This window comes from Pseudomonas batumici (assembly GCF_036585405.1).
Classification (GTDB): Bacteria; Pseudomonadota; Gammaproteobacteria; order Pseudomonadales; family Pseudomonadaceae; genus Aquipseudomonas; species Aquipseudomonas batumici.
Genome location: NZ_CP144470.1, coordinates 1,591,033 through 1,613,194, shown reverse-complemented (window position 1 = coordinate 1,613,194; position 22,162 = coordinate 1,591,033). Strand labels below are relative to the sequence as shown.

General features: G+C 63.8%; 20 protein-coding genes, 1 tRNA gene and 2 pseudogenes. 11 read left to right on the top strand and 12 right to left on the bottom strand.

The window, feature by feature from the left end:
• Nucleotides 1-52 precede the first annotated feature (52 nt).
• Complete coding sequence (locus NUH87_RS07080) at nt 53-376, bottom strand: YXWGXW repeat-containing protein (protein ID WP_040069758.1); 324 nt, start codon at nt 374-376, stop codon at nt 53-55.
• 680 nt (nt 377-1,056) lie between these two features.
• Between NUH87_RS07080 and NUH87_RS07075 the strand changes: the two genes are divergently transcribed.
• Nucleotides 1,057-1,929, top strand: coding sequence for an undecaprenyl-diphosphate phosphatase (locus tag NUH87_RS07075; protein WP_338525383.1), 873 nt, complete (start codon nt 1,057-1,059; stop codon nt 1,927-1,929).
• Nucleotides 1,930-2,107: 178 nt separating this feature from the next.
• On the opposite strand, the gene NUH87_RS07070 is transcribed toward NUH87_RS07075, so the two are convergent.
• The 4 genes from NUH87_RS07070 to NUH87_RS07055 all read right to left on the bottom strand — a co-directional run bounded on the left by NUH87_RS07070 (nt 2,108) and on the right by NUH87_RS07055 (nt 5,184).
• Complete coding sequence (locus tag NUH87_RS07070) at nt 2,108-2,698, bottom strand: GNAT family protein (RefSeq protein WP_338526746.1); 591 nt, start codon at nt 2,696-2,698, stop codon at nt 2,108-2,110.
• A 128-nt stretch (nt 2,699-2,826) separates the two neighbouring features.
• On the bottom strand, nt 2,827-3,306 hold the full coding sequence (locus tag NUH87_RS07065; protein WP_338525382.1) for a YbaK/prolyl-tRNA synthetase associated domain-containing protein: 480 nt from the start codon (nt 3,304-3,306) through the stop codon (nt 2,827-2,829).
• 23 nt (nt 3,307-3,329) lie between these two features.
• The gene (locus NUH87_RS07060) at nt 3,330-4,094 is read right to left on the bottom strand and encodes a sulfite exporter TauE/SafE family protein (RefSeq protein WP_338525381.1); all 765 of its coding nucleotides are present in this window, start codon (nt 4,092-4,094) and stop codon (nt 3,330-3,332) included.
• 4 nt (nt 4,095-4,098) lie between these two features.
• Entirely contained in the window at nt 4,099-5,184 is a 1,086-nt protein-coding gene (locus NUH87_RS07055) for a TauD/TfdA family dioxygenase (RefSeq protein ID WP_338525380.1), read from the bottom strand.
• Between the two features lie 110 nt (nt 5,185-5,294).
• On the opposite strand from NUH87_RS07055, the pseudogene NUH87_RS07050 reads away from it, so the two are divergent.
• Nucleotides 5,295-6,223 (top strand): annotated as a pseudogene (locus NUH87_RS07050) (LysR family transcriptional regulator).
• A gap of 41 nt (nt 6,224-6,264) precedes the next feature.
• Here NUH87_RS07050 and lhgO read toward each other — a convergent pair.
• Nucleotides 6,265-7,458 carry an L-2-hydroxyglutarate oxidase gene (gene lhgO, locus NUH87_RS07045; protein WP_338525379.1) on the bottom strand — a complete coding sequence of 398 codons (1,194 nt, stop codon included), beginning with the start codon at nt 7,456-7,458 and terminating at the stop codon, nt 6,265-6,267.
• A gap of 59 nt (nt 7,459-7,517) precedes the next feature.
• Nucleotides 7,518-8,423, bottom strand: a complete 906-nt coding sequence (locus NUH87_RS07040; RefSeq protein ID WP_338525378.1) for a LysR family transcriptional regulator — start codon at nt 8,421-8,423, stop codon at nt 7,518-7,520.
• Nucleotides 8,424-8,537: 114 nt separating this feature from the next.
• Here NUH87_RS07040 and NUH87_RS07035 point away from each other — a divergent pair, with 114 nt between their 5' ends.
• From NUH87_RS07035 to NUH87_RS07025, 3 genes are read left to right on the top strand one after another with little or no spacing between them, the layout of a single operon-like run.
• Nucleotides 8,538-9,830 carry a citrate:proton symporter gene (locus NUH87_RS07035; protein WP_338525377.1) on the top strand — a complete coding sequence of 431 codons (1,293 nt, stop codon included), beginning with the start codon at nt 8,538-8,540 and terminating at the stop codon, nt 9,828-9,830.
• A 16-nt stretch (nt 9,831-9,846) separates the two neighbouring features.
• On the top strand, nt 9,847-11,199 hold the full coding sequence (locus NUH87_RS07030; RefSeq protein WP_338525376.1) for an acyclic terpene utilization AtuA family protein: 1,353 nt from the start codon (nt 9,847-9,849) through the stop codon (nt 11,197-11,199).
• Nucleotides 11,196-11,522: an AtuA-related protein gene (locus tag NUH87_RS07025; protein WP_338525375.1), complete on the top strand. Its 327-nt coding sequence runs from the start codon at nt 11,196-11,198 to the stop codon at nt 11,520-11,522. The genes NUH87_RS07030 and NUH87_RS07025 overlap by 4 nt, the downstream gene beginning before the upstream one ends.
• Here the strand turns inward: NUH87_RS07025 and inhA are convergent.
• Nucleotides 11,519-12,208, bottom strand: a complete 690-nt coding sequence (gene inhA / locus NUH87_RS07020) for an isonitrile hydratase (protein ID WP_338525374.1) — start codon at nt 12,206-12,208, stop codon at nt 11,519-11,521. The genes NUH87_RS07025 and inhA overlap by 4 nt on opposite strands.
• Before the next feature lie 107 nt (nt 12,209-12,315).
• Here inhA and NUH87_RS07015 point away from each other — a divergent pair, with 107 nt between their 5' ends.
• The 3 genes from NUH87_RS07015 (at nt 12,316) to NUH87_RS07005 (ending at nt 15,444) form a co-directional block, all read left to right on the top strand.
• Entirely contained in the window at nt 12,316-13,296 is a 981-nt protein-coding gene (locus tag NUH87_RS07015) for a GlxA family transcriptional regulator (RefSeq protein ID WP_338526745.1), read from the top strand.
• Nucleotides 13,297-13,488: 192 nt separating this feature from the next.
• A complete protein-coding gene (locus NUH87_RS07010) occupies nt 13,489-14,487 on the top strand; it encodes a response regulator (protein WP_338525373.1) in 999 nt (332 codons plus the stop codon).
• A 3-nt stretch (nt 14,488-14,490) separates the two neighbouring features.
• Nucleotides 14,491-15,444 (top strand): diguanylate cyclase, encoded by a 954-nt coding sequence (locus NUH87_RS07005; protein WP_338525372.1) that lies wholly within the window; start codon nt 14,491-14,493, stop codon nt 15,442-15,444.
• 16 nt (nt 15,445-15,460) lie between these two features.
• On the opposite strand, the gene NUH87_RS07000 is transcribed toward NUH87_RS07005, so the two are convergent.
• The gene (locus NUH87_RS07000) at nt 15,461-16,081 is read right to left on the bottom strand and encodes a LysE family translocator (RefSeq protein WP_338525371.1); all 621 of its coding nucleotides are present in this window, start codon (nt 16,079-16,081) and stop codon (nt 15,461-15,463) included.
• Between the two features lie 365 nt (nt 16,082-16,446).
• Between NUH87_RS07000 and NUH87_RS06995 the strand changes: the two genes are divergently transcribed.
• A tRNA-Gln gene (locus NUH87_RS06995) sits at nt 16,447-16,521 on the top strand.
• A gap of 6 nt (nt 16,522-16,527) precedes the next feature.
• On the opposite strand, the gene NUH87_RS06990 is transcribed toward NUH87_RS06995, so the two are convergent.
• Nucleotides 16,528-17,010 (bottom strand): helix-turn-helix domain-containing protein, encoded by a 483-nt coding sequence (locus NUH87_RS06990; RefSeq protein WP_338525370.1) that lies wholly within the window; start codon nt 17,008-17,010, stop codon nt 16,528-16,530.
• A gap of 113 nt (nt 17,011-17,123) precedes the next feature.
• On the opposite strand from NUH87_RS06990, the gene fabF reads away from it, so the two are divergent.
• Nucleotides 17,124-18,392 (top strand): beta-ketoacyl-ACP synthase II, encoded by a 1,269-nt coding sequence (gene fabF, locus NUH87_RS06985; protein ID WP_338525369.1) that lies wholly within the window; start codon nt 17,124-17,126, stop codon nt 18,390-18,392.
• Between the two features lie 55 nt (nt 18,393-18,447).
• Here the strand turns inward: fabF and NUH87_RS06980 are convergent, their stop codons facing one another.
• Complete coding sequence (locus NUH87_RS06980; protein WP_338525368.1) at nt 18,448-19,344, bottom strand: DMT family transporter; 897 nt, start codon at nt 19,342-19,344, stop codon at nt 18,448-18,450.
• A gap of 92 nt (nt 19,345-19,436) precedes the next feature.
• Between NUH87_RS06980 and NUH87_RS06975 the strand changes: the two genes are divergently transcribed.
• Nucleotides 19,437-20,768, top strand: coding sequence for a PLP-dependent aminotransferase family protein (locus tag NUH87_RS06975; protein ID WP_338525367.1), 1,332 nt, complete (start codon nt 19,437-19,439; stop codon nt 20,766-20,768).
• Between the two features lie 275 nt (nt 20,769-21,043).
• Here NUH87_RS06975 and yghX read toward each other — a convergent pair.
• Nucleotides 21,044-21,930, bottom strand: a pseudogene (gene yghX, locus NUH87_RS06970) (YghX family hydrolase).
• Nucleotides 21,931-22,162: the final 232 nt, after the last annotated feature.

The following is a 22,162-nucleotide window of genomic DNA, read 5'->3' as shown; positions in this document are numbered from 1 at the left end:
GGTTCGGGGATGACAAGGCCGGGCGGTGCAGGTGCGCCGCCCGGCCCGGGGATCAGCGGACCCAGTGTCCTTCGATCCAGCGCCAGTTAGGCCCGTGGGGCTCCCAATGGCCCGGTTCCCAGCGTGCATTGTGCATCACCCGCTGCCAGTGCCCGGGTACCCAGACGTAACCCCGGCCTTCCCAGCGCCAGTGACCACGGTCCCAGGCATAGCCGTGGCGCTCCATGGGCACGGCCTCGACACGCATGGGCGGCGGCGCTTCGCGGATGATGACTTCGGGCTGGGCAAAAGTGGGCGTGCTGGTCAGCGCGGCGAACGCCAGCGGGATCAGCAGGAGGGCATGGCGCAATTTGGCCAGAGGTCGTGCAGGTCTCATGACAACTCCTTCAGGCTGCGTACGAAAGTGAACGCTGCTGATGGGTTTAACGATAGGTGTCGGGAAAATCCGTCGCGGGAAATAATCTTTTTTTCAGCGCTGCACCCCGAGGGGCGAGGGCAGTATCGCGCAAGGTGCACGGGGGCTTCATGAAATTGCTCAGGGCTGCGACGGATTGTTCGCCGCTGTCGCGTTCAACCGGTAACCGTAGCCATCGACAGGTGCCCTGGCCCTGTGCGGTGAACGGCTTCGTCCATTGAACCCCTTGAGGAAACCATCATGTCACGTCGTCTTTCGCTGCTGGTTGCAGCTGTCTTGCTGCTGAGTCTGAGTGGCTGTGTGATCTTGCCGGGGCATCGGGATCATTGCTGCTGGCGGTACGGGTATGTGGCGCCGCGCTAGCGCCTGATCAGGGGGCGTGGGGGATCGGATACCCCGTGCCACCGTTGACGTCCATCGCCAGTAAGCTCGCTCCTGCAGGGGGGGCGGGCCTGCCTTGACTGATCGATATTGGTACGTGTCATGAAATGAATTAATTCCCAACTTGTGTTTTGTGCTTTGCTGAGGCTGGAAAATCATAAAAAACAGGCCCATCATTCCCGTTGCTGTCTAAGCTTCACAGGTCTGCGCCGCGCCTCTTCGGGAGCGGTGGGAAATTAGCCTTCTTCCGGGAAATCATTTTGTCTAACGTCTGCTCCAGCGGCCTCGATATTGGCTTCGCTTCGCTGAATTACCTGCAAATCGGCATTCTGGGTATTATCCAGGGCATCACGGAACTGCTGCCTATCTCCTCCACCGCGCACATGCGTATCGTGCCGGCGGTGCTCGGCTGGCAGGATCCGGGTTCGGCCTTTTCCGCCGCGATGCAACTGGCCGCGCTGGCGGCGGTGGTCAGTTATTTCTGGCGCGATGTGCGCGATGTGGTCGGCGGCAGCCTCAGCGCCGTGCGCCAGCGCGACTACAACAGCCCGTGGTTCCGCCTGGCGGTGGCGATCATTCTGGCGACCATCCCCATCGGGATTGCCGGCCTGGCCCTCTCTTCGACGCTCAATGCCTGCGACTCGCCCATGCGCGGGCTGACGGTGATCGGCATTTCCTGCCTGGTGATGGCGGTGCTGATGGCGGTGTCCGAGTTCAGTGCCCGACATCAGCGCGTGGTGGGCGAGATGCGCCTGCGCGATGCATTGATCGTCGGTATCGCCCAGGTCGGTGCGCTGATCCCGGGTGTTTCCCGTTCGGGCTCGACACTGACCGCGGCGCTGTTTCTCAACTTCAAGCGTGAAGAGGCCGCCCGGTTCTCCTTCCTGCTGGGCTTGCCGGCGATCGCGCTGGCCGGGCTCAAGGAGTTGTGGGTGCTGCACCATGCGCAGATCCCGGCGGAAGCCTGGACCCATCTGTTGTTCGGGCTGGTGGTGGCCAGTGTCTCGGCGTTCTGTGCGATCTGGGGCCTGATGCGCTTCCTGGAGCGCTTCTCCACCTGGCCGTTCGTGGCCTATCGCGCGGCACTGGGTATCTTCCTGCTGGTCGGGGTCAGCAACGGCTTTCTGTCGTAATCGACGGGATTGGGCGCAGCCTGCGGGCTGCGCTCAGGCGATAAAAAAGCCCGCTGCAAGGCGGGCTGAATGGGAGGCTCTTCCAAAGGAGCCATTCCAATATAAACAGCCTGCGGCGAGGGTGCCGTGAAAGAAGTTTTAACTGGTCGCTGATTGCGATGAAAGAAGTTTTAACTGGCTAGATCGGATGCGTGGGGACTTGGGTCAGTTTTCGCAGCAGGTGTGCTTTGATCGCCTGCCATTCGTCATCAATCATGCTGAAGCGTACTGAGTTGCGCTTGCGCCCGTCCGGCATGATCCGTTCATTGCGCACGATCCCTTCCTGCTTCGCGCCCAGGCGCAAAATCGCCGCCCGGGATTTTTCATTGATCTCATCGGTGGTGAACTGCACGCGCACGCAATCGAGTACCTCGAACGCGTGGCGCAGCATCAGGTACTTGGCCTCGGTGTTGACGAAGCTTTTCTGCCAGCGGGTGGCGATCCAGGTGCTGCCGATTTCCAGCTTGCGGTACTGGCGATCGATCTTCCAGAAACGCGTGGAGCCGATCACTTCTCCGGTTGCCTTGATCACGATGGCAAAGGGCATCACCGTACCGGCTTCTCGACCCGTGAGGGCGGTGCGGAGGTAGGACTCGACCGTGGTGGGCCCCGGTACCACGGTGAAGGGCAGGTTCCAGAGTTCGCCGTCCCGGGCAGCCTCCACCAGGGCGTCGGCATCGGCGGCCTGGAGCGGGCGCAGCAACAACCGGTCGCCCTCAAGGGATTGCAGCAATTGCAGGTTCTTCACGGGGCAGGGCTCGCGGTACGGGTTCCGGCGAGTATTACAAAGTAGCCGGGAGCGGGTTCGCAAGGGCCATTCAAGGTTAAAACAAGCAGACCAATGCGCCCGCGCTGTGTTCAGGCCTGGCTGACATCCAGCAATCGAGGCTGGGCAATCGCCAGGTAATCCTGCGTATCGAGCACCATCGAGGCATCCAGTCGACCGGCGTTGAAGGCGATTTCGCCATAGCTGGAGGTCAAGGCCGGGTCGACGATCAATTGAATCCGCTCGTCGAAGACGAACGGAGGAATGGCACCGATCCGGCAACCGGTCAGCTCCATGGCGGTTTCAGCCTTCACCAGTTCGGCTTTTTTACCGCCCAGGGCTGCGCCGACCTTCTTCATGTCGAGTTTCTGGTTCCCCGACAAGATCACCAGGGCATAAGGCTCGGCCTGTCCCTTGAGCGAGCAGAGCATGGCCTTGGCACCCTGGCCGGGCTCGGTACCACGGATCTCGGCGACCCGCGCCGACTGGCCCTCGGCATCGTGCATCAGCACCCGGTAGGAGGCGGCGCGGGCATCGAGTAACGCTACCAGGCGATCGAACATGGGATACATGGGGTTCTCCTCGGGTTTCAGAATCAGGTCTGCAGGATCAGGTCATAGGACAGTTTGCTGATCAGGATCACCAGCAACACCAGGAACAGGGCCCGGACAAAGGGTACGCCTTTGTGCACCGCCAGCCAGGTGCCGGTCAGGGCACCGAGGATGTTGAAGGCGGCCATGGGGATGGCGATCAGGTAGAGCACATTGCCCGTCGGTATGAAGAAGATCAGCGCCGCGACGTTGGTCGCGATGTTCACCACCTTGGCCGACGCCGAGGCATGCAGGAAGTCGAAGGCGAAGCAGCGGATGAACAGGAAGATCAGGAAGCTGCCGGTGCCGGGGCCGAACAGTCCGTCGTAGAAGCCGATGGCACCGCCGATGACGAGCGCCAGCAGCTTCTCCCGGGTACCGATGCGCATGGGTTTGTGCAGGGCACCGAAGTCCTTTTTCCAGAAGGTGTAGATGGCCATCAGCACGATCAGCACCAGCACCGCCGGGCGGATGATCGAGTGGGGCACCGCCGACACCGTGGCTGCGCCGCAGAAGGCCATGGCAAAGGCCGCGCAGGCGGCGGGAATCACCAGGTTCCAGTCGATCACCACCTTGCGTACGAAGGACCGGGCCGCGAACGCGGTACCGCAGGCGGCCGCGACCTTGTTGGTACCCAGCAGCGCCGCCGGTTGTGCCGTGGGCAGCACGTTGAACAGCGCGGGTATCTGGATCAGTCCGCCGCCGCCTACAGCCGCATCTATCAGGCCGGCGGAGAAGGCGAATACGCAAAGGATGACAATATCGACCATGAAATCAGGCTCTGATGATAAAAGGTTGGTGAGGGTCCAGCGGCACCACGCGTGCCGGGTCGTTGACCCCGAAGACGCGCAGCATCCAGCGGTCGCGGCCGTCGTAGCGGGGGGTGAAACCGTCCCGGGCATGCAGGGTTTGCTGGTTCTTGAAGATCAGCATGTCCCCCGGTTGCAACAGAATGTGGTGCACGACATCGGGATGATTGGCGGCGGCGGCGAACAATTGCAGGGCAAACTGCGCGTGGGCGCAGGTCGCGGCGACGCTGGCCTTGTTGTAGCGGCAATACAGGCCGCCGCTGGCGTTTCTGTACAGCAGGGGAACGTTTTCCAGCACATTACCCTGTTTGCCGAAGGAGGCCGGTCGGCGGATGGCGAAGTGCGGACGTGACAATTCCTCTTCGACCGAGGCCGGCAGCATGGCCAGGACGTCGGCAATGGCGACGATCCGCGTGGGCACGCCGAGCTCGCAGCGCAGACCGGTCAGCGACAGGTATTCCGGACAAGCCGACAACTGTGAGACGGGTTCGCAGGTCAGCGGCAGGTGAGGGTTGTCGACATGCATGCCCAGGTCCAGGCGCGAACCATAGGAGCTCTTTTCGGTCTCGTGCTGCTGCTTGGGCGATACGTGGCGGAACACCGTGTCGTCGCTTTCACCCTCGTACGCCACCGGCCGGGTTTGCAGGGTTTGCAGCACGGACAGGATGGCCCCGGCCAGCACCGGCAGGTTCTCGACACCCTGTTGCGTGTCGTAGGGCGTGGCGGGTAGTTGTGGGTCCAGCGGCAACCCTCTGACGATCATCGCCACGTCACGGCTCTCGGGGAAGTCGCGCAACTGCTGGATTTTCTCGGTGCACAGGGTGCTTTCCAGCAGCTGTCCCAAGGCCGGCATGCGGCTGATGCCCGAGGCGCTGTCGGTCACGGCCATGGCTGCCAGGCCGGTCTCAAGTGTGCGCTGTTCTTCGAACGACACATGGATCTGCGGGATTCCCTGGCGGGTCGCAGTCGCGGATTTTTTTCCCAGCCATTCACGAATCTCTTCACCGAGAAGGGCCGCAGATTTCCCGACGATTTCATCCAGCTTTGACACGTCCGTTTGCTCCTGTTTGCCTACATCCCTGTGAGTTGAGCGGGAAGGCTAACGGAAGGGCTTTTTTTGTGTTGCAATGCCGCGTTGTGAAAAGTGCAATGAGGTGGGGAATGGCGCTGGATATGTTGGGGGAGTTGGAAGCCTTCGCGGCGGTGGCGCGCAAGCGTAGCTTCGTCGCCGCGGCACGTGCCCTGGGGCGCTCTCCCAGCTCGTTGACCCGTGCCGTCCAGGCCCTGGAGGAAAGTGCCGGGGTCAAGCTGTTCAATCGCTCGTCCAATGCGGTGAGCTTGACCGAAGCGGGTGAGCGCCTCTTGCCCCATGCTTACAGAATGCTCGATCTGCAACGTGAGGCGGATGAAGACCTGGCGGGGCTCAGCGGCCTGGCCCACGGCTGGATTCGCTTTTCCGCCCCGAGTTTCTCGGGCACGGGGTCTTGCCCCGACTGATCGCGCAGTATTGCGAGCGTTATCCGGACGTGAACGTCGACGTGATTTTCACCGATGAGACCATCGACCCGGCCAAGAGCAAGCTGGACTTCTCGATTCGCGGCGCGTTTCCGCAATCCAGTGACCTGATCGGTTTTCCGCTCTGGAGTTATTCACGTTACCTGTACGCCAGCCCGGGCTATCTGGAGCGGCGTGGGATGCCTGATTCCCTCGAGGCGCTGGAGGCGCATGCGCTGATCCTGCACACCGCGCCGCGGATCCTCAAGGAATGGAATTTTCGTAGCGAGGAGCACACCACCAGCTTTCGGGTGCATCCGAAGTTTCGTTTCAGCTCCGGCGCGGCGGTGTTCCACGCGGTCCTGGCCGGTGTCGGGATCGCCCGCCTGGCGGACTGGCTGGCGGAGCCGGAAGTGGAGGCGGGGCGCCTGGTCCGGGTCTGCCCCGAGTACAAGCTCACCTCCAGCAGCGGCGAGAGCCCGCAGATGCACGCGGTGTATCCGGCCGGGAGCCTGCCGCTGCGGGTGAAGTCGCTGCTGGAGGTGATCCGCGGCTTTGGCGAAAGCCTCGATCGCAAGCATTCACTGACGTTCTAGGCGCCCGCCAGGGGGTGTCAGTTCTTGAAGGCCTTTGTGGGTCAACGGGAGGCGAACAGTCGGTCGGCGATCATTTCGCCGATCGGCATGGCGGAGGTGGCGGCCGGTGACGGTGCATTGCAGACATGGACCATGCGCGGCGTTTCGGCGAACAGGAAGTCATGCACCAGGGTGCCGTCGCGCATCACCGCCTGGGCGCGGATGCCGGCCTCGTAGGGCAGCAGGTCCTCGACGACCAGGGACGGGCAGTACTTGCGGCACTGTTCCAGGTAGCCGCGCTTGAACAATGAGTTCTTCATTTCCAGGCTGCCGGAACCCAGGTTCTGCCACAGGGTTTTCCAGAAGCCGGGAAAGGTGGTGTATTGCGCGACGTCCCGCCAGTTCACGGAAAACTTCCGGTAGTTCTCCCGGCCCAGCCCCAGTACGGCATTCGGGCCGACCGTGACGCTGCCGTCGATCATGCGGGTCAGGTGCACGCCGAGGAACGGCAAGTCCGGATCCGGAATGGGGTAGATCAGGTGATTGACGATGGCGTGCTTCGACGCCGGCAGGCGGAAGTATTCGCCACGGAAGGGAATGATCTGGTGGTCGATGCGGATGCCGGCCAGGGTGGCCAGGCGGTCGGACTGCAGACCGGCACAGGCCACCAGTTTGCGCGCCTGCCAGACGTGGTCGTGACTGCTGACGGTGACCTTGTCGCCGTCTTCCTGGATGGCCGTGACCCGGGTGTCGAGGCGGATCTCGCCGCCACTGGCGGTGATGACCCGGGCCATGGCCTGGCAGATTTCGCGGTAGTCGACGATGCCCGTGGCGTCGAGGAACAGGCCGCCGAGGCCGACGATGTTCGGTTCGCGTCGCTGCAGTTCCTCGGCATCGAGACGTTCGACCCGCAGGCCATTGAGTTGCGAGCGCTCGTACAGGGCTTGCATGCGCTGCACTTCGAGGGCGGTGGAGGCCACCAGCAACTTGCCGCAGACCTCGAAGCGGATCCCGTGTTCGTGGCAGAAGTCTTTCGTGGCCTGGGCCCCGCGCTTGCACAGGTCGGCCTTGAGGCTGCCCGGCGCGTAGTAGATGCCGGCATGGATCACGCCGCTGTTATGACCGGTCTGGTGGCGGGCCAGGGTGGCTTCCTTTTCCAGGAGCAGCAGCGAGGCGCCGGGCTGGCGCTTGAGCAACGCCATGGCGGTGGCCAGGCCGACGATGCCGCCGCCGATGATGCAGAAGTCATAAATCATGCCGGGAATTTACCTTGTTCATGTCTGGTCATCAGATTGTCGGACAATTCCCGAGTGATTCAGGGTTTGTCAAGAAACCGGGTCGGGGCCAGGCTTTCCCGGATCAAGGCCACGAACCGCGTCGCGGCGGGGGATAGGGGCTGGCCGCTGCGGCTGATCAGGCCGATTTCGCGGCTGACGCCGGGGTGTGCCACCGGGCGTTTTTGCAGGCTGCCCAGGCCGTCATCCGCTGATTCCGGCAGCAGCGCCATGCCCAGTCCCTGGCGCACCAGTGCCAGGACCGTGGACATGTAGTTGGCTTCCAGTCCCGGCACCAGCGTCAGGCCTTGTTCGTCGAACAGTTGCTCGACCCGTTCGCGCACGCTGCTGTCGCGTCCGGTGAGGATCATCGGCTGGCCGTTCAGGTCCGCCAGCTCGAGCGTGGTCTTGCGCGTCAGCGGGTGTTCGTCGGGGAGGAACAGGCACAGGCGATCGACCATGACCACCTCGAAGTCCAGGCCATGATTGAGCCGGGCCCGTACCCCCAGTCCGAAGTCCACCTCGTTCTCCCGCACCAGGCTGTCGATGCGCTGCGCGACCACGTCGCGCAGGCGGATTTCGATACCGGGGTAGGCTTGGCGAAACTGCTTCAGTACCGGCGGCAGGGCCCCGGAGCAGATCGACGGCAAGGCGGCCAGGGTCACCACGCCCCGTTGCAGGCTGGCCAGGTCGCGGGAGCCGCTGACGATATTGTCCAGGTCCAGCAACAGTTTCTCCATGGGACCGCGGGCCTGCTGGCCGGCGCCGGTCAGGCTGACCTGGCGCGGGCTGCGCTCCAACAGGGTGACGCCGAGCCATTCCTCCAACTGTTGGACCTGCACCGTTAGCGCCGAAGGCGAAAGGTGCAGCAGGGCGGCGGCACGGGCGAAGCTGCCGGTCTGGGCGACGGTGAGGAAGGCGCGGATATGCTGGACGGCGTTCTTCATTCTGTTTTTCCGAATGTATGGCGGTGAACATTCCAATTTACAAAGCTTAACCGCGTTCCAATACTCGGGGGAAAACAATAACTGTCCGCCGTTGAGCGGCCCCGGAGTCTTCCCATGCTCGCCACGCTGGGTGTCATCACCATCGTCTGTCTGCTTGCGGCTGTCATGAGCAAGCGTCTCTCGCCCCTGGTCGCGTTGATCGCCTTGCCGATCCTGGCCGCGCTGCTCGGTGGTTTCGGTCTGCAGACCAGTGCCTTTATCATCACTGGTATCAAGAACGTTGCCCCGGTGGTGGGCATGTTCGTGTTCGCCATCCTGTTCTTCGGGGTGATGACCGATGCCGGCATGCTCGACCCGATCATCGACCGCATCCTGCGCACAGTGGGCACGCGGCCCACGCGGATTGTCATGGGCACGACCTTGCTGGCGCTGCTGGTGCACCTTGACGGTTCCGGGGCGGTGACCTTTCTGGTGACGGTCCCGGCGATGCTGCCGCTGTATACGCGGTTGGGCATCGACCGGCGGATCCTCGCCTGTGTCGCGGCGATGGCCGCCGGGGTGAATTTCCTGCCCTGGACCGGCCCGGTGCTGCGCTCGTCGGCGGCCTTGCACGTGCCGGTGGCGGACCTGTTCCAGCCGCTGATTCCGGTGCAGATCGTCGGCCTGCTGTTTGTCTTCGCCAGTGCCTGGTGGCTGGGCCGGCGTGAAGAGCGGCGCCTGGGCCTGGGCGCCGATCTGGCCGTGGGCCACGTGCCGACCCGGGTGATCAGCGAGCAGGAACAAGCCCTGCGCCGCCCGCGGCTGTTCCGGGCCAACCTGCTGCTGACGGTGCTGGTGATGGCGGTGATGATCGCCGGCTGGGTCGACCCGGTGGTGATGTTCATGCTCGGCACCGTGGTTGCGCTGTGCCTCAACTACCCGAACGTCGACGCCCAGCGCGCCCGTATCGACGCCCACGCCAAGACTGCCCTGACCATGGCCAGCATTCTCCTGGCAGCCGGGGTCTTTACCGGCATCATGCAGGGCAGCGGCATGCTCAAGGCCATGGCCGAAGTGGCGGTGGCGCAGATCCCGGCCGGACACGGCAAGCTGATTCCGGCGCTGGTGGGTTTCCTGTCGATGCCGCTGAGCCTGTTGTTCGATCCGGATTCCTTTTACTTCGGGGTGATGCCGGTGATCGCCGAGGTCGGCAAGGCCCTCGGCGTGGAGCCGTTGCAGGTGGCCCAGGCGTCCTTGCTGGGGGTGCACACCACCGGTTTCCCGGTCAGCCCGCTGACGCCGGCGACCTTTTTGCTGGTGGGCCTGTGCAAGATCGAACTGGCCGATCACCAGCGTTTCACCATTCCTTTCCTGCTCGCCGCCTCGGTGCTGATGACCTTGACGGCGTTGCTCCTGGGCGTCTTTTGAAATGAGGGACCTTGCGATGAAAACCTTGCGTATCGGCTCCGGTGCCGGCTATTCGGGCGACCGCATCGAACCGGCGGTGGAGCTGGCGGCCAAGGGCGAGCTGGACTACCTGGTGTTCGAATGCCTGGCCGAACGGACCATCGCCCTGGCGCAACAGGCCCGGCTCAGTGAGCCGGAGGCCGGTTATGACCCCTTGCTGCGTGAGCGGATGGAGCGGGTATTGCCCTTCGTCGCCGGTGCCGGACGGCGCCTGCGGATCATCACCAATATGGGCGCGGCCAATCCCCTGGCTGCCGCGCGCGAGGTGCGCCGGATCGCCGTCGAGCTGGGCCTGCACGGACTGAGGATTGCCGCGGTGACCGGCGACGATGTGCTTGAGGCGCTGCGTGCCGAGCCGAGCCGGTTGCTGGACAACGGTTTGCGGGTGGAGCAATTGGGCGATCGGCTGGTCTCCGCCAATGCCTACCTCGGCGCGGAAGGTATCGTCCAGGCGCTGGCAGCCGATGCCGATGTGGTGATCACCGGCCGGGTGGCCGATCCGTCGCTGTTCCTCGCGCCGCAGTGCTTCGAGTTCGGATGGGCGGCGGACGATTGGCAACGCCTGGGGCGCGGCACCCTGGTCGGCCATCTGCTGGAGTGCGCGGGACAGATCACCGGCGGTTACTTTTCCGATCCGGGCGTCAAGGAGGTGCCGGACCTGGCGCACCTGGGCTTTCCCCTGGCCGAAGTGGATGCCGAGGGCCGGGCGACCATCACCAAGGTCGCCGGCAGCGGCGGGCGGGTGGACGCCGCCACCTGCACGGAGCAGTTGCTCTATGAGGTGCATGACCCGGCGGCCTACCTGACGCCGGATGTGACGGCGGATTTCCAGGGGGTGAGTTTTATCGAGGAAGGTACGGACCGGGTGAGCGTGCGGGGCGCGGACGGACGGCCGCGTCCGGACAGCTTGAAGGTCTCGGTCGGTTACCTGGATGGCTGGATCGGTGAGGGGCAGATGTCCTACGGTGGTCCGGGCGCCCTGGCACGGGCGCGGCTGGCGCGGCAGATCGTCTTGCAGCGCCTGGAGATCATCGGGGTGAAGGCCGAGGAGGTCCGCGCGGAACTGATGGGCGTGGATGCCCTGTATGGTGAAGCGCTGAGTGCGCGAGGGCAGGGCGAACCCTGGGAGGTGCGCTTGCGGGTGGCCGCGCGTTGTGCGGATCGGGCCGACGCGCTGCGCGTCGGCAATGAAGTGGAGACGTTGTACACCAACGGCCCGTCAGGCGGTGGTGGCGCGAGCAAGAGCGTGCGGCAGGTGGTGGCGGTGGCGTCGCTGCTGCTGCCACGGGAAAACCTGAGCGCAACCGTTCACCTGGAGGATCAGCCATGAGTCGTTTTCAATTGCGCCACTTTGCCCATTCGCGCACGGGCGACAAGGGCGACACCTCGAATATCTCGGTGATCGCTTACCGTGCCGAGGACTATCCCGGGTTGTGCGAATGGCTGACCGCCGAGCGGGTGGCGGACTACTTTGCGCCCTTGCTCGACCCGGCGGCCGGACCGGTGCGGCGTTATGCGTTGCCGGGTGTACGGGCCTTGAATTTCGTATTGCCGGGCATCCTGCGGGGTGGGGTGACCCGTTCCCTGGCGCTGGATGCCCATGGCAAGAGCCTCGGCTCGGCGTTGCTGGATATGCAGTGGGAGCGCGATTAACCCACTTGTTTCAAGCGTTGCGCGACACGCTCGGTGATCAAGCCGCGCTGTTTGCGCGACTCCGCGGCCCGTTGCAGGGCAATCTCCCGTACGTCTGCGGGCGCCGTCTCCGGGCTGCCGGCGTTGAACGGTGGCGCCGGCGCGTACTCCAGTTGCAACTGGATCAGCTGGGCCTCTTGCGCGCCCACCAGTTCAGCGGCCAGGGTCAGGGCAAAGTCGATCCCGGCGGTGATGCCGCCGCCGGTCAACAGGTTGCCGTCACGGACCACGCGGTCCTTCACGGGGATGGCCCCGAGACCTGCCAGCAGGTGGTGATAGGCCCAGTGGGTCGTGGCCTTGCGACCTTGCAGCAGCCCGGCGGCCCCCAGCACCAGGGCGCCGGTGCAGACCGAGGTGACATAACGCGCCTGGGCGGCTTGCCGGGCGATGAACGCGAGGGTCTCGGGATCTTCCATCAACGGCCCGACTCCGGCACCGCCTGGAATGCAGATCACATCCAGCGCCGGGCAGTCCTCGAAAGTGGTGGTGGGTGTAAAGACCAGGCCGCTGCTGGAGGTGATCGGCGCCAGGTCCTTCCAGATCAAGTGGAGCCGGGCGTCGGGCAACGAGGCAAGGACGTCGTAGGGACCGGTGAGGTCCAGCTGTTGGACTTTGGGGAACAACAGAAAGCCGATATGCAGCGTCATGGCGATAGCTCCTAGGGAGTGGATAAACGGGTCCTGCGAGGCTGGACGGGTCCACTGTAGTTCCGTAGGATTTGGCGTATCTGCCATTGACCCCACTTTTCACGCCAATGCCCATGAACGCTCCCAGAACGATCCGGATCCTGGCTTTTCCCAATGTGCAGGTGCTCGATGTCACGGGGCCGCTGCAGGTCTTCGCCTCGGCCAACGACCTGGCGCGTGCCCAGGGCCTGCCGCTGCCCTATGCCGTGAGTGTGATTGCCGCCCAGCGTGAGCCGGTGATGAGTTCGGCGGGGCTGGCCCTGGTAGCGGAGCCGTTGCCGGCGCCAGGCACGCCCTGCGACACCCTGCTTATCGCCGGTGGCTGGGGCACCTATGCCGCTTCCGAGGATCCGACGCTGGTGGCCTGGGTGCGTCAGCAGGCCGGTTGCGCCCGCCGGGTCGCCTCGGTCTGCACCGGGGCGTTCCTGCTGGCGGCCAGCGGCTGGCTGGACGGGCGGCGGGTGGCAACCCACTGGACCCGTTGCGAACAATTGGCGGCGCAGTACCCGCGGGTGCAGGTCGAGCCCAATCCGATCTTCATCAACGACGGCCCGGTCTGGACCTCGGCGGGGGTGACGGCGGGCATCGACCTGTCCCTGGCATTGGTTGAAGCGGACCTGGGACGGCCCGTGGCCTTGGAGGTCGCGCGGCATCTGGTGGTGTTTCTGAAACGCCCTGGCGGGCAATCGCAATTCAGCGCCACCCTGTCCCTGCAGAAGTCCGGCAGCCGCTTTGGCGACTTGCATGCCTGGATCGCCGAGCACCTGGCGCAGGACCTGTCGATCCCGATCCTGGCGCAGCAGGCGGGCATGAGCGAGCGCAGTTTCGTGCGTCATTACCGGGTAGAAACCGGGCAGACGCCGGCCCGGGCCATCGAGCAGATCCGCGTGGAAAGCGCCCGCCGCCTGCTTGGCGACACCGCGATGCCGATCAAGCGCATTGCCGCCCGTTGCGGTTTCGGCAGCGAGGAAACCCTGCGCCGCAGCTTTTTGCGGGCCCTGAGCGTCACGCCGCAGGCCTACCGTGAGCGCTTTTCGGCGCAGCCATGAAATGTCCACGGGGAGAACCGTCGATCCACTTCATTGACCTAAGCCATCCCCTGAGTGCCGATGACGTTTAAGCTATTGGAATATCGGACGTAGTTCGCAATAAAACCTCTACGTTAAGCATGTTTTGTTACGGTTATGGCATCATGCCATTAATGCTTTCCCTGATACCTAAAATAAGATGAGCACCGGTCAGTGTCAGTGATTCCCCTACTTGTGTGTGATGACTCCAACATGGCCCGTAAGCAGGTATTACGGGCGCTGCCGGCGGACTGGCAGGTTTCGATCACCCAGGCCAGCGATGGTCGACAGGGGTTGGATGCCATTCGCCGGGGATTGGGGCAGGTGGTGCTGCTCGACCTGACCATGCCGGAAATGGACGGTTACCAGGTGCTCTCGGCGATACGCGCCGAAGGGTTGCAGGCGCAGGTGATCGTGATTTCCGGGGACGTCCAAGAAGAGGCGCTGCGCCGGGTGCGCGAGCTGGGTGCGCTGGCGTTCCTGAAAAAGCCCTTCGACCAGGACGAGTTGCGCCAGACCCTTGACCAGTTGGGGCTCCTGGATGCTTCCGGCCAGGCGCAGGTAGCCGTTCGCCCTGAACCGACGACTGAAATCAGCTTTCGCGATGCCTTTCGCGAAACGGTCAACGTGGCCATCGGTCGTGCGGCGGCGCTGATCGCCAAGGTCCTGGGGGTGTTCGTGCAGTTGCCGGTGCCGAACGTGAATATCCTCGAAGTCGGCGAGTTGCACATGGCGCTGACGGATGCCGGGAGCTGCAACCAGCTCACGGCCATTTGTCAGGGCTTTATCGGCAGCGGCATTGCCGGCGAAGCCTTGCTGATGTTCCACGATTCGGAAATCGCCGACATGGCGCAGCTGATGCAGCGCCAGGGCGCCGAGTATTCGGACCTGGAAATGTTGCTGGATCTCTCCAGTGTGCTGATCGGTGCGTGCCTGAGCAGTATTGCCGAGCAGATCGACGTGGTGTTTTCCCAGGGCCACCCGCAGATACTCGGGCAACACGCGGCCATCGACGAACTGATCCGGGTCAACCGGCAGCGCTGGAAAAAGACCCTGGCGGTGGAGATCAGCTACAGCCTGGAAGGACACGACATTCATTTCGACTTGCTGTTGTTGTTCACGGAGGACTCCATCGAGCGGTTGACCCACAAACTCGCCTACCTGATGAGCTGAGCCATGAACGACCCTCTCGATCTGAACGAGTTTCATTGGTTGCTGACGATTGTCCAGAGCATCGACGTCGGCGTGGTGGTGCTGGACCGCGACTACCGCGTGCAGGTCTGGAACACCTTCATGGAAAACCGTTCCGGGGTGCAGCCCAAGGACGCCAACACTCGGTCCTTCTTCAGCCTGTTTCCCGAGGTGGATCGCGAATGGTTCAGCCGCAAGGTGGAGAGCGTCGCGACCCTCGGTACGCCGGCGTTCACCATCTGGGAGCAGCGGCCTTATCTGGTACGGTTCAAGAACTACCAGCCGATCACCGGCCAGGAAGACTTCATGTACCAGAACACCACCTTGTTGCCGTTGCGTTCCACCAACAGTGAAATCTCCCACATCTGCCTGGTGATCTACGACGTCACCGACGTGGCCACCAACCGGCACCAGCTCCAGGCGGCCAATGCCAAGTTGCAGAAACTCTCCAGCACCGACCGGCTGACCGGCTTGTACAACCGTGGGCACTGGGAGGAAAGCCTGAAGGTGGCCTATGCCCGCAACCAGCGTTATGGCAATGCCACGAGCCTGGTGATGTTCGACATCGACCACTTCAAGCGGGTCAATGACACCTATGGTCACCAGGCGGGCGACAAGGTCATCGAGCGGGTGGCCGAGGTGGTCCGCGAGCACGTGCGCGACAGCGATGTGGCCGGGCGCTATGGCGGCGAAGAGTTTGGCGTGGTGCTGTCGGACACCGACAAGGCGGGGGGGCGTTTTTTTGCCGAGCGCCTGCGCAAGGCGATCGAAGGCCTGGAAGTGGTGCACGAAGGGCAGGGTATCCGCTTCACCATCAGCCTCGGGGTGGCGGACCTGAGCCGGCCTTCGATCAGTCACGCCGACCTGATCGCCTGGGCGGACCACGCGTTGTACGCGTCGAAGAAGGGCGGGCGTAATCGGGTGACGGTGTACGAATAAAGGATGGGCCGCAGGTTCAGGCCCGCCGTGCCATCAACAGCACCGAGGCCGCCCCCGACAACAGCAGCGCGCAACCGCGATTGAACAGGCGCTTGCCCTTGGGTTCGGCGAACCAGCGGCGCATGTGCACGCCCATGTAGGCGTAGGCACTGATGGCGATCCATTCCAGAATCAGGAACAGGCTGCCCAATACGGCGAACTGGGCGGATACGCCCTGGGCCGGGTCGACGAACTGGGGGAGGAAGGCGGTGAAGATGAGGATGGCTTTCGGATTTCCCACGGCGACCAGGAACTCCTGGCGGGCGAGGGCGGGCAAGCTGGCCGTTGCTCGTTCCGTGGCGGCTTCGGCATCGGGGTTGGCGCGCCAGAGCTGGATGGCGAGGTAGATCAGGTAGGCCGCGCCGAGCATCTTGATGGCGTAGAACAGCAGCTCCGAGGCTTGCAGCACCACCGCCAGGCCCGCCGAGGCCAGGGCGATCATTCCGGCGAAAGCCAGCAACCGCCCCAGGCCTGCCAGGCAGGAGGTGCGAAAGCCATAGCGCGTCGAGTTGCTGACCGACAGCAGGTTGTTCGGGCCGGGGGCCATGTTCAGGGCGAAGCATGCCGGGATAAAGAGGATCAGGGTCGACAGGTCCATGGCAGGCTCCGGGATCGAGGGGCGGAAAACTCGACGATAACGTCAAGCCCTGGCCATGCGCCAGAGTGCCTGAGGCTTTGCGCATCTGTACCTGAAACTTGTCGCGCAGGTGTACCGTATCGGGTCACCGAGCGTAGGGCGATACCCGATTTACAGGGGGCGCTGGTGGCTCAAAAGCCCCCGAGAGGAGGGGACTGGGCCGTGATCAAGAATAAGTAGCTGTTTTCAAACAAATTTGTGCGTTTGGGGGCTTCCCAGGCGAAGCGAAAATTGATAAATTTCCGCCCACTCTTGCAGCGACCCTCTTCGGGTCGGCACGCTGCAAAATCAACAAGCGGGTGTCAAGCACTCGTCGCAACAGATACAGGGGCGTCGCCAAGCGGTAAGGCAGCAGGTTTTGATCCTGCCATGCGTTGGTTCGAATCCAGCCGCCCCTGCCATTTTCCTTATCTCTCGATATTCAGTCGCTGACGCATCTGCTCACTGGCTACAGGCCCGGCCTGTACGGTACTGCGGTCCAACGGCACCTGACGACCATCGGCGATATCCGCCATCATCAATTGCAGCGGTCGCCCGCTCTCGCGTTCGACGATCTGCACGCTTTCGCCTTCCGGCGCGTAGTGACGATTGCCCCACTCCACGAACGCCATGAGCACCACGCGAAAATCCTCGCCCTTGGCGGTCGGCACATACTGATAGCGCAGCGGGCGCTGGCTGTAGGGCTCACGTTCGAGCAGGCCCGCATCCACCAGCGCATTCAGGCGCCGGGTCAGCATGTTCGGGGCAATCTCCAGGCTGCGGGAGAATTCGTCGAAGCGCTTCAGGCCATGCAGGGCATCGCGCATGATCAGGATGCTCCACCACTCGCCAACCCGCTCGAGGCTGCGGGCAACCGGGCATTCGGCATGGATCAGGGTCTTGCGCTGCATGGTGGCTCCTGTAGGTCACTCGGACATTTGTGAGGCGGGTATGTTACTTTCATGTTGATAGTAACGTCCATAAGCCATTACCTCGTTCAATAACCTGAAGGAGCTGGACCGTCATGAACAAACGCATCGTCGTCACGGGCATGGGCGCGCTGACCCCGCTGGGCTGTGGAGTCGAACCGAGCTGGCAACGCCTGCTGGCCGGACTGTCCGGTATCCGGCAGTTGCCGGCGGAGTTGATCGGCGATCTGTCGATCAGCATCGGTGGCCAGGTCCCGGACCGCACACAGGACCCGGAAGCCGGCTTCGATCCGGATCAACTGCTGGCCGCCAAGGAGCAGCGCAAAATGGACCGCTTCATCCTGTTCGCCCTGGCGGCGGCGGATGAGGCCCTGGCCCAGGCCGGCTGGGCCCCCGACTCCCCAGAGGCGCAGGAGCGCACGGCAACCATCATTGCCTCCGGGGTCGGCGGTTTTCCCGCCATCGCCGAGGCGGTGCGTACCACCGACAGCAAGGGACCCAAGCGTCTGTCGCCGTTCACCATTCCCTCGTTTCTCAGCAATATGGCGGCCGGTCACGTCTCGATCCGCTACGGTTTCAAGGGGCCGCTTGGCTCCCCGGTCACCGCCTGCGCCGCGGGTGTCCAGGCCATTGGTGACGCCGCGCGGATGATCCGCGCGGGGGAAATCGATGTCGCCATCTGCGGTGGCGCGGAAGCCTGCATCCACAGGGTCAGCCTGGCAGGCTTCGCGGCAGCCCGGGCGCTGTCGAGTGACCACAACGACACTCCGCAGCTCGCCTCCCGGCCCTTCGACCAGGCGCGCGATGGCTTCGTCATGGGCGAGGGCGCCGGTCTGCTGGTGATCGAAGAGTTGGAGCATGCCCTGGCGCGTGGCGCCAAACCGCTCGCCGAGTTGGTGGGTTATGGCACCAGTGCCGATGCCTACCACATGACAGCAGGGCCCGAAGATGGCGACGGTGCCCGTCGGGCCATGCAGCAGGCATTGCGCCAGGCCGGCGTCGAGCCGTCCCAGGTCCGGCACCTGAATGCCCACGCCACCTCGACGCCGGTGGGCGACAAGGGCGAGTTGGCGGCCATCAAGGCGCTGTTCGGGACTGCGGGTGGCCCGGCCATCAGTTCGACCAAATCCGCCACGGGGCATCTGTTGGGCGCTGCGGGCGGGGTCGAGGCGATCTTCACGGTTCTGGCGTTGCGCGACCAGGTGGCGCCGGCGACGCTCAATCTGGACAACCCCGATGCCGCCGCCGAAGGCCTTGACCTGATTCGCGGCCAGGCCCGGCCGTTGCCCATGGAGTATGCGCTCTCCAATGGCTTCGGTTTCGGCGGGGTCAATGCCAGTGTGCTGTTCAAGCGCTGGGCGTAGGGATAGTTTTGCCTGAACGCTGCAGGCGCAGGGAAACCGGCGCCTGCAGGGCAACCTACCTGGAGAATTTCCTCGCGCCGGCCACGCAAAGGATCACGACCACCGTGACCCCCAGCATGCCCAGGCTGACCTGCTCGTGGAGCAGGGTCGCCGCCAGCGCCAAGCCGAAAAACGGCTGCAGCAGCTGCAACTGTCCCACGGCGGCTATGCCGCCTTGGGCCAGCCCGCGATACCAGAACACGAAACCGATCAACATGCTGAACAGCGACACATACGCCAGGCTCAACCAGGCGGGTGTGCCGATGCCCGTGAACGAGGAGGGGGCCAGCAACCCGGTCAGCGCGAGCATCACCGGCAGCGACAGGACCAGCGCCCAGGAAATCACCTGCCAGCCGCCCAGCGTCCTGGAAAGCCTTGCCCCTTCGGCATAACCCAGGCCGCAGACCAGCACGGCCAGCAGCATCAGGATATCGCCCTTGGGAGAGGCGCTCAGGCCCTGGGATACGGCGAACCCCACCACCAGCAGGCTGCCCAGCACGGAAAAGAACCAGAACACCGGCCGCGGCCGCTCGCCACCGCGCAGGACACCGAAGACGGCGGTCGCCAGCGGCAACAGGCCGAGGAACACAATGGAGTGCGCGGAGGTCACGTACTGCAACGCCAATGCCGTCAACAGCGGGAAGCCGAGCACTACGCCGATGGCCACCACCACCAGCGACAGCAACTGGCTACGGGCCGGGCGTTTTTCCCTGAACAGCAACAGCAGGCACAGGGCAAGAACCCCGGCGATGCTCGCCCGGGCCACGGTCAGGAAGACCGGGTCGAACGCCAGGACCGCCACCCGTGTCGCCGGCAGCGAGCCGCTGAAGATCAACACACCGATAAAGCCATTGATCCAGCCGCTGGTGCTTTTGGCGATCGCCGGGGTGTTCAGGGGCGAGGTACGTTCCATTTTCGATTCACGCTCAAGGTTCGGGTTGCTTGAGGCGCATGCTATGACCGACTATTGATACAATCAAAAAATTGTCATGGATACATCTCGTCATGCCTCGTTCCCGGTACAAGTCGCTGGTTGACGTTTTTGCCGCCGATATCCGCTCGGGGCGGCTGCCGCCCGGCGCCCGCTTGCCGACCCATCGCCAGCTGGCCGCCCGCCATGGCCTGGCCCTGGCGACGGCCAGTCGGGTCTATGCGGAGCTTGAGGACATGGGGTTGGTCAGTGGGGAAACCGGTCGCGGCACGTTTGTCCGGGAGACGGCCCTGCCTTCCGGCCTGGGCATCGACCAGCCCGACGTTGCCCAGGGGATGGTCGATCTCAACTTCAACTATCCCTCGTCGCCGGGACAGGCCGAACAACTGCGTACGGCCTTGCGCCAGCTGGCGTTGTCCGGTGACCTGGAGTCCCTGTTGCGCTACCACCCCCATGCCGGGCGCCTGCATGAGCGGGCGGCGGTCGCGCGTCACCTGGGGGCACGCGGGTTGAACGTATCGGCCGAGCAGGTGCTGATCGTCAGCGGGGCCCAGCATGGATTGACGGTGATCCTGATGGCGTTCCTGCAGCCCGGGGACGTGATCGCCGCGGACGCCTTGACCTACCCGGGCTTCAAGGTGCTGGCGCAGGCGCTGCACCTTGAGGTCGTGCCCATCCCCGTCACGGACGAGGGGCCTGATCTCGATGCCCTGGAAAAGCTCTGCCGCAGCCGTCCGGTGCGGGCCGTCTACAGCATGCCGACCCTGCATAATCCGATGGGCTGGGTGATGGCGGCTGACGCGCGGGAGCAACTGGTGTCGATCGCGCGCCGGCATGATCTGTTGATCATCGAGGACGCGGCCTACGCGTACCTGGCGGAGAAAGCGCCGCCACCATTAGCCGAGTTGGCACCGGAAAGAACCCTCTACGTTTCCGGCTTGTCCAAGAACGTGGCCGCTGGGTTGCGGGTCGGATTCGTTGCCGCGCCGCTGCAGCGGGTGGCGGCGCTGGAGCGAATCATCCGGGCGACCACCTGGAACACCCCGGGTGTGTTGACGGCCATCGCCACCGCCTGGATCGAGGATGGCACTGTCGCCCGGCTGGAGGCGCAAAAGCGCAAGGACGCACAGGCCAGGCAGGCCATGGCCGACGAGTTGCTGGCTGGGCTGCGCACCGTTCGCCATCCGTCTTCCTACTTTCTCTGGCTGCCCCTGCCGGAGGAGGCGCGGGCGGATCAGATCGCCATGGCGCTGATGCGCGAGCAGATTTCGGTCTCCACCGCCCAGCCTTTTGCCACCTCTGTGCAGGTGCCGCATGCGATCCGCCTGGCGCTGGGCTCCGTGGACATGGACACCCTTCGCGCCGCGCTGGTGAAAGTGCAGCGGGTGCTGGGGCCGCTGTTCTGATCCGTATTTTTCGTCGCCATCTGCCTCTGTAATGAATTCGGCCCGCAACGGACAATAGCCCTACGGATCAGCCTTCGGCGGGTGTCGAGGACTACGGCCCGTGATGTTCGGTCACTGTCTGTTTGCTCTGCTCCGTAAACTCATTACGCAACCCGCGTTATGCCCTGACCTTATAGTTGAGGAGGCCTTATGGCCAAGATGGCGATGTTCCTGGGTGGATTTCTCATACTGACGATTGCGATTGGCCTCCTGGCCACGATTTCTCCGACCTAGCGCTAGACCAGATACCGCCGGAACCAGCCCAGTGTCCTGTCCCAGGCCAGCTTGGCGGCGGCCTCGTCGTAGCGGGGTGTGGTGTCGTTGTGAAAGCCGTGGTTAACCCCGGCGTAGACATGTGCTTCATAGATCTTGCCGGCCGCTTTTAATGCCTGTTCATAGGCGGGCCAGCCATCGGTGATGGGCTTGTCCAGTTCGGCGTAGTGCAGCAGCAGCGGCGCCTTGATCCGGACCACGTCCTCGGTCTTTGGTTGACGGCCGTAGAAGGGCACGGCGGCACTGAGTTCCGGATAGGCCACGGCCGCGGCATTGGCGACTCCACCGCCATAGCAGAAGCCGGTGATGCCGACTTTCCCGGTGGTCGTGTCGTGGTTCATCAGCCACTCGATGGCGGCGAAGAAGTCGTTCATGAGCTTTTCCGGATCGACCGTCTGCTGCAGCTCCCGACCCTTGTCGTCATTGCCGGGATAGCCGCCGACCGACGACAGGCCATCCGGGGCCAGGGCGATGAATCCGGCCTTGGCCACGCGTCGGGCAACGTCCTCGATGTAGGGATTGAGCCCGCGGTTTTCATGCGCGACCACCACCGCGGGTACCTTGCCGTTGGCCTTGGCGGGGCGTACCCGATAACCGCGCACTTGTCCGTGGCCCTTGGGGAGGGGTAGGTGATGTACTCGGCGACGATGTCCGGGTCGGTAAACGACACCTGCTCGGCCAGCGCATAGTTCGGGCTCAGCGCCGCCAGGAGGCTGCTGGCGGCGAGGCCACCCAGGGTGAACTTCGCCGCTCGATCGAGAAATTCCCGGCGGTTGATCCGGCCGTGGACGTAGTAGTCGTACAGCTCAAGCAGTTCAGGGGCAAAGTCTTTCGCGGTGAGACGTTCCATCTGTGCGCTACCTTTGGCGTGGTTCGAGTACCGGTCCAGTGTAGAGCCTGAACATCGGCTCCCGGCGTTGAGTCGAATCATTAAGGCATCCTTGGAATTCATCCTGGCTTGAACAGCTTTCACATGGCAAATATCACGTCAGTGATCATGAATAAAACTTGTGGTCATCTGGATTAGAATGAGTTTGTCTCAGTATGCCCTGAGTGTCGACAATAGCTCCCATCAACTAGAT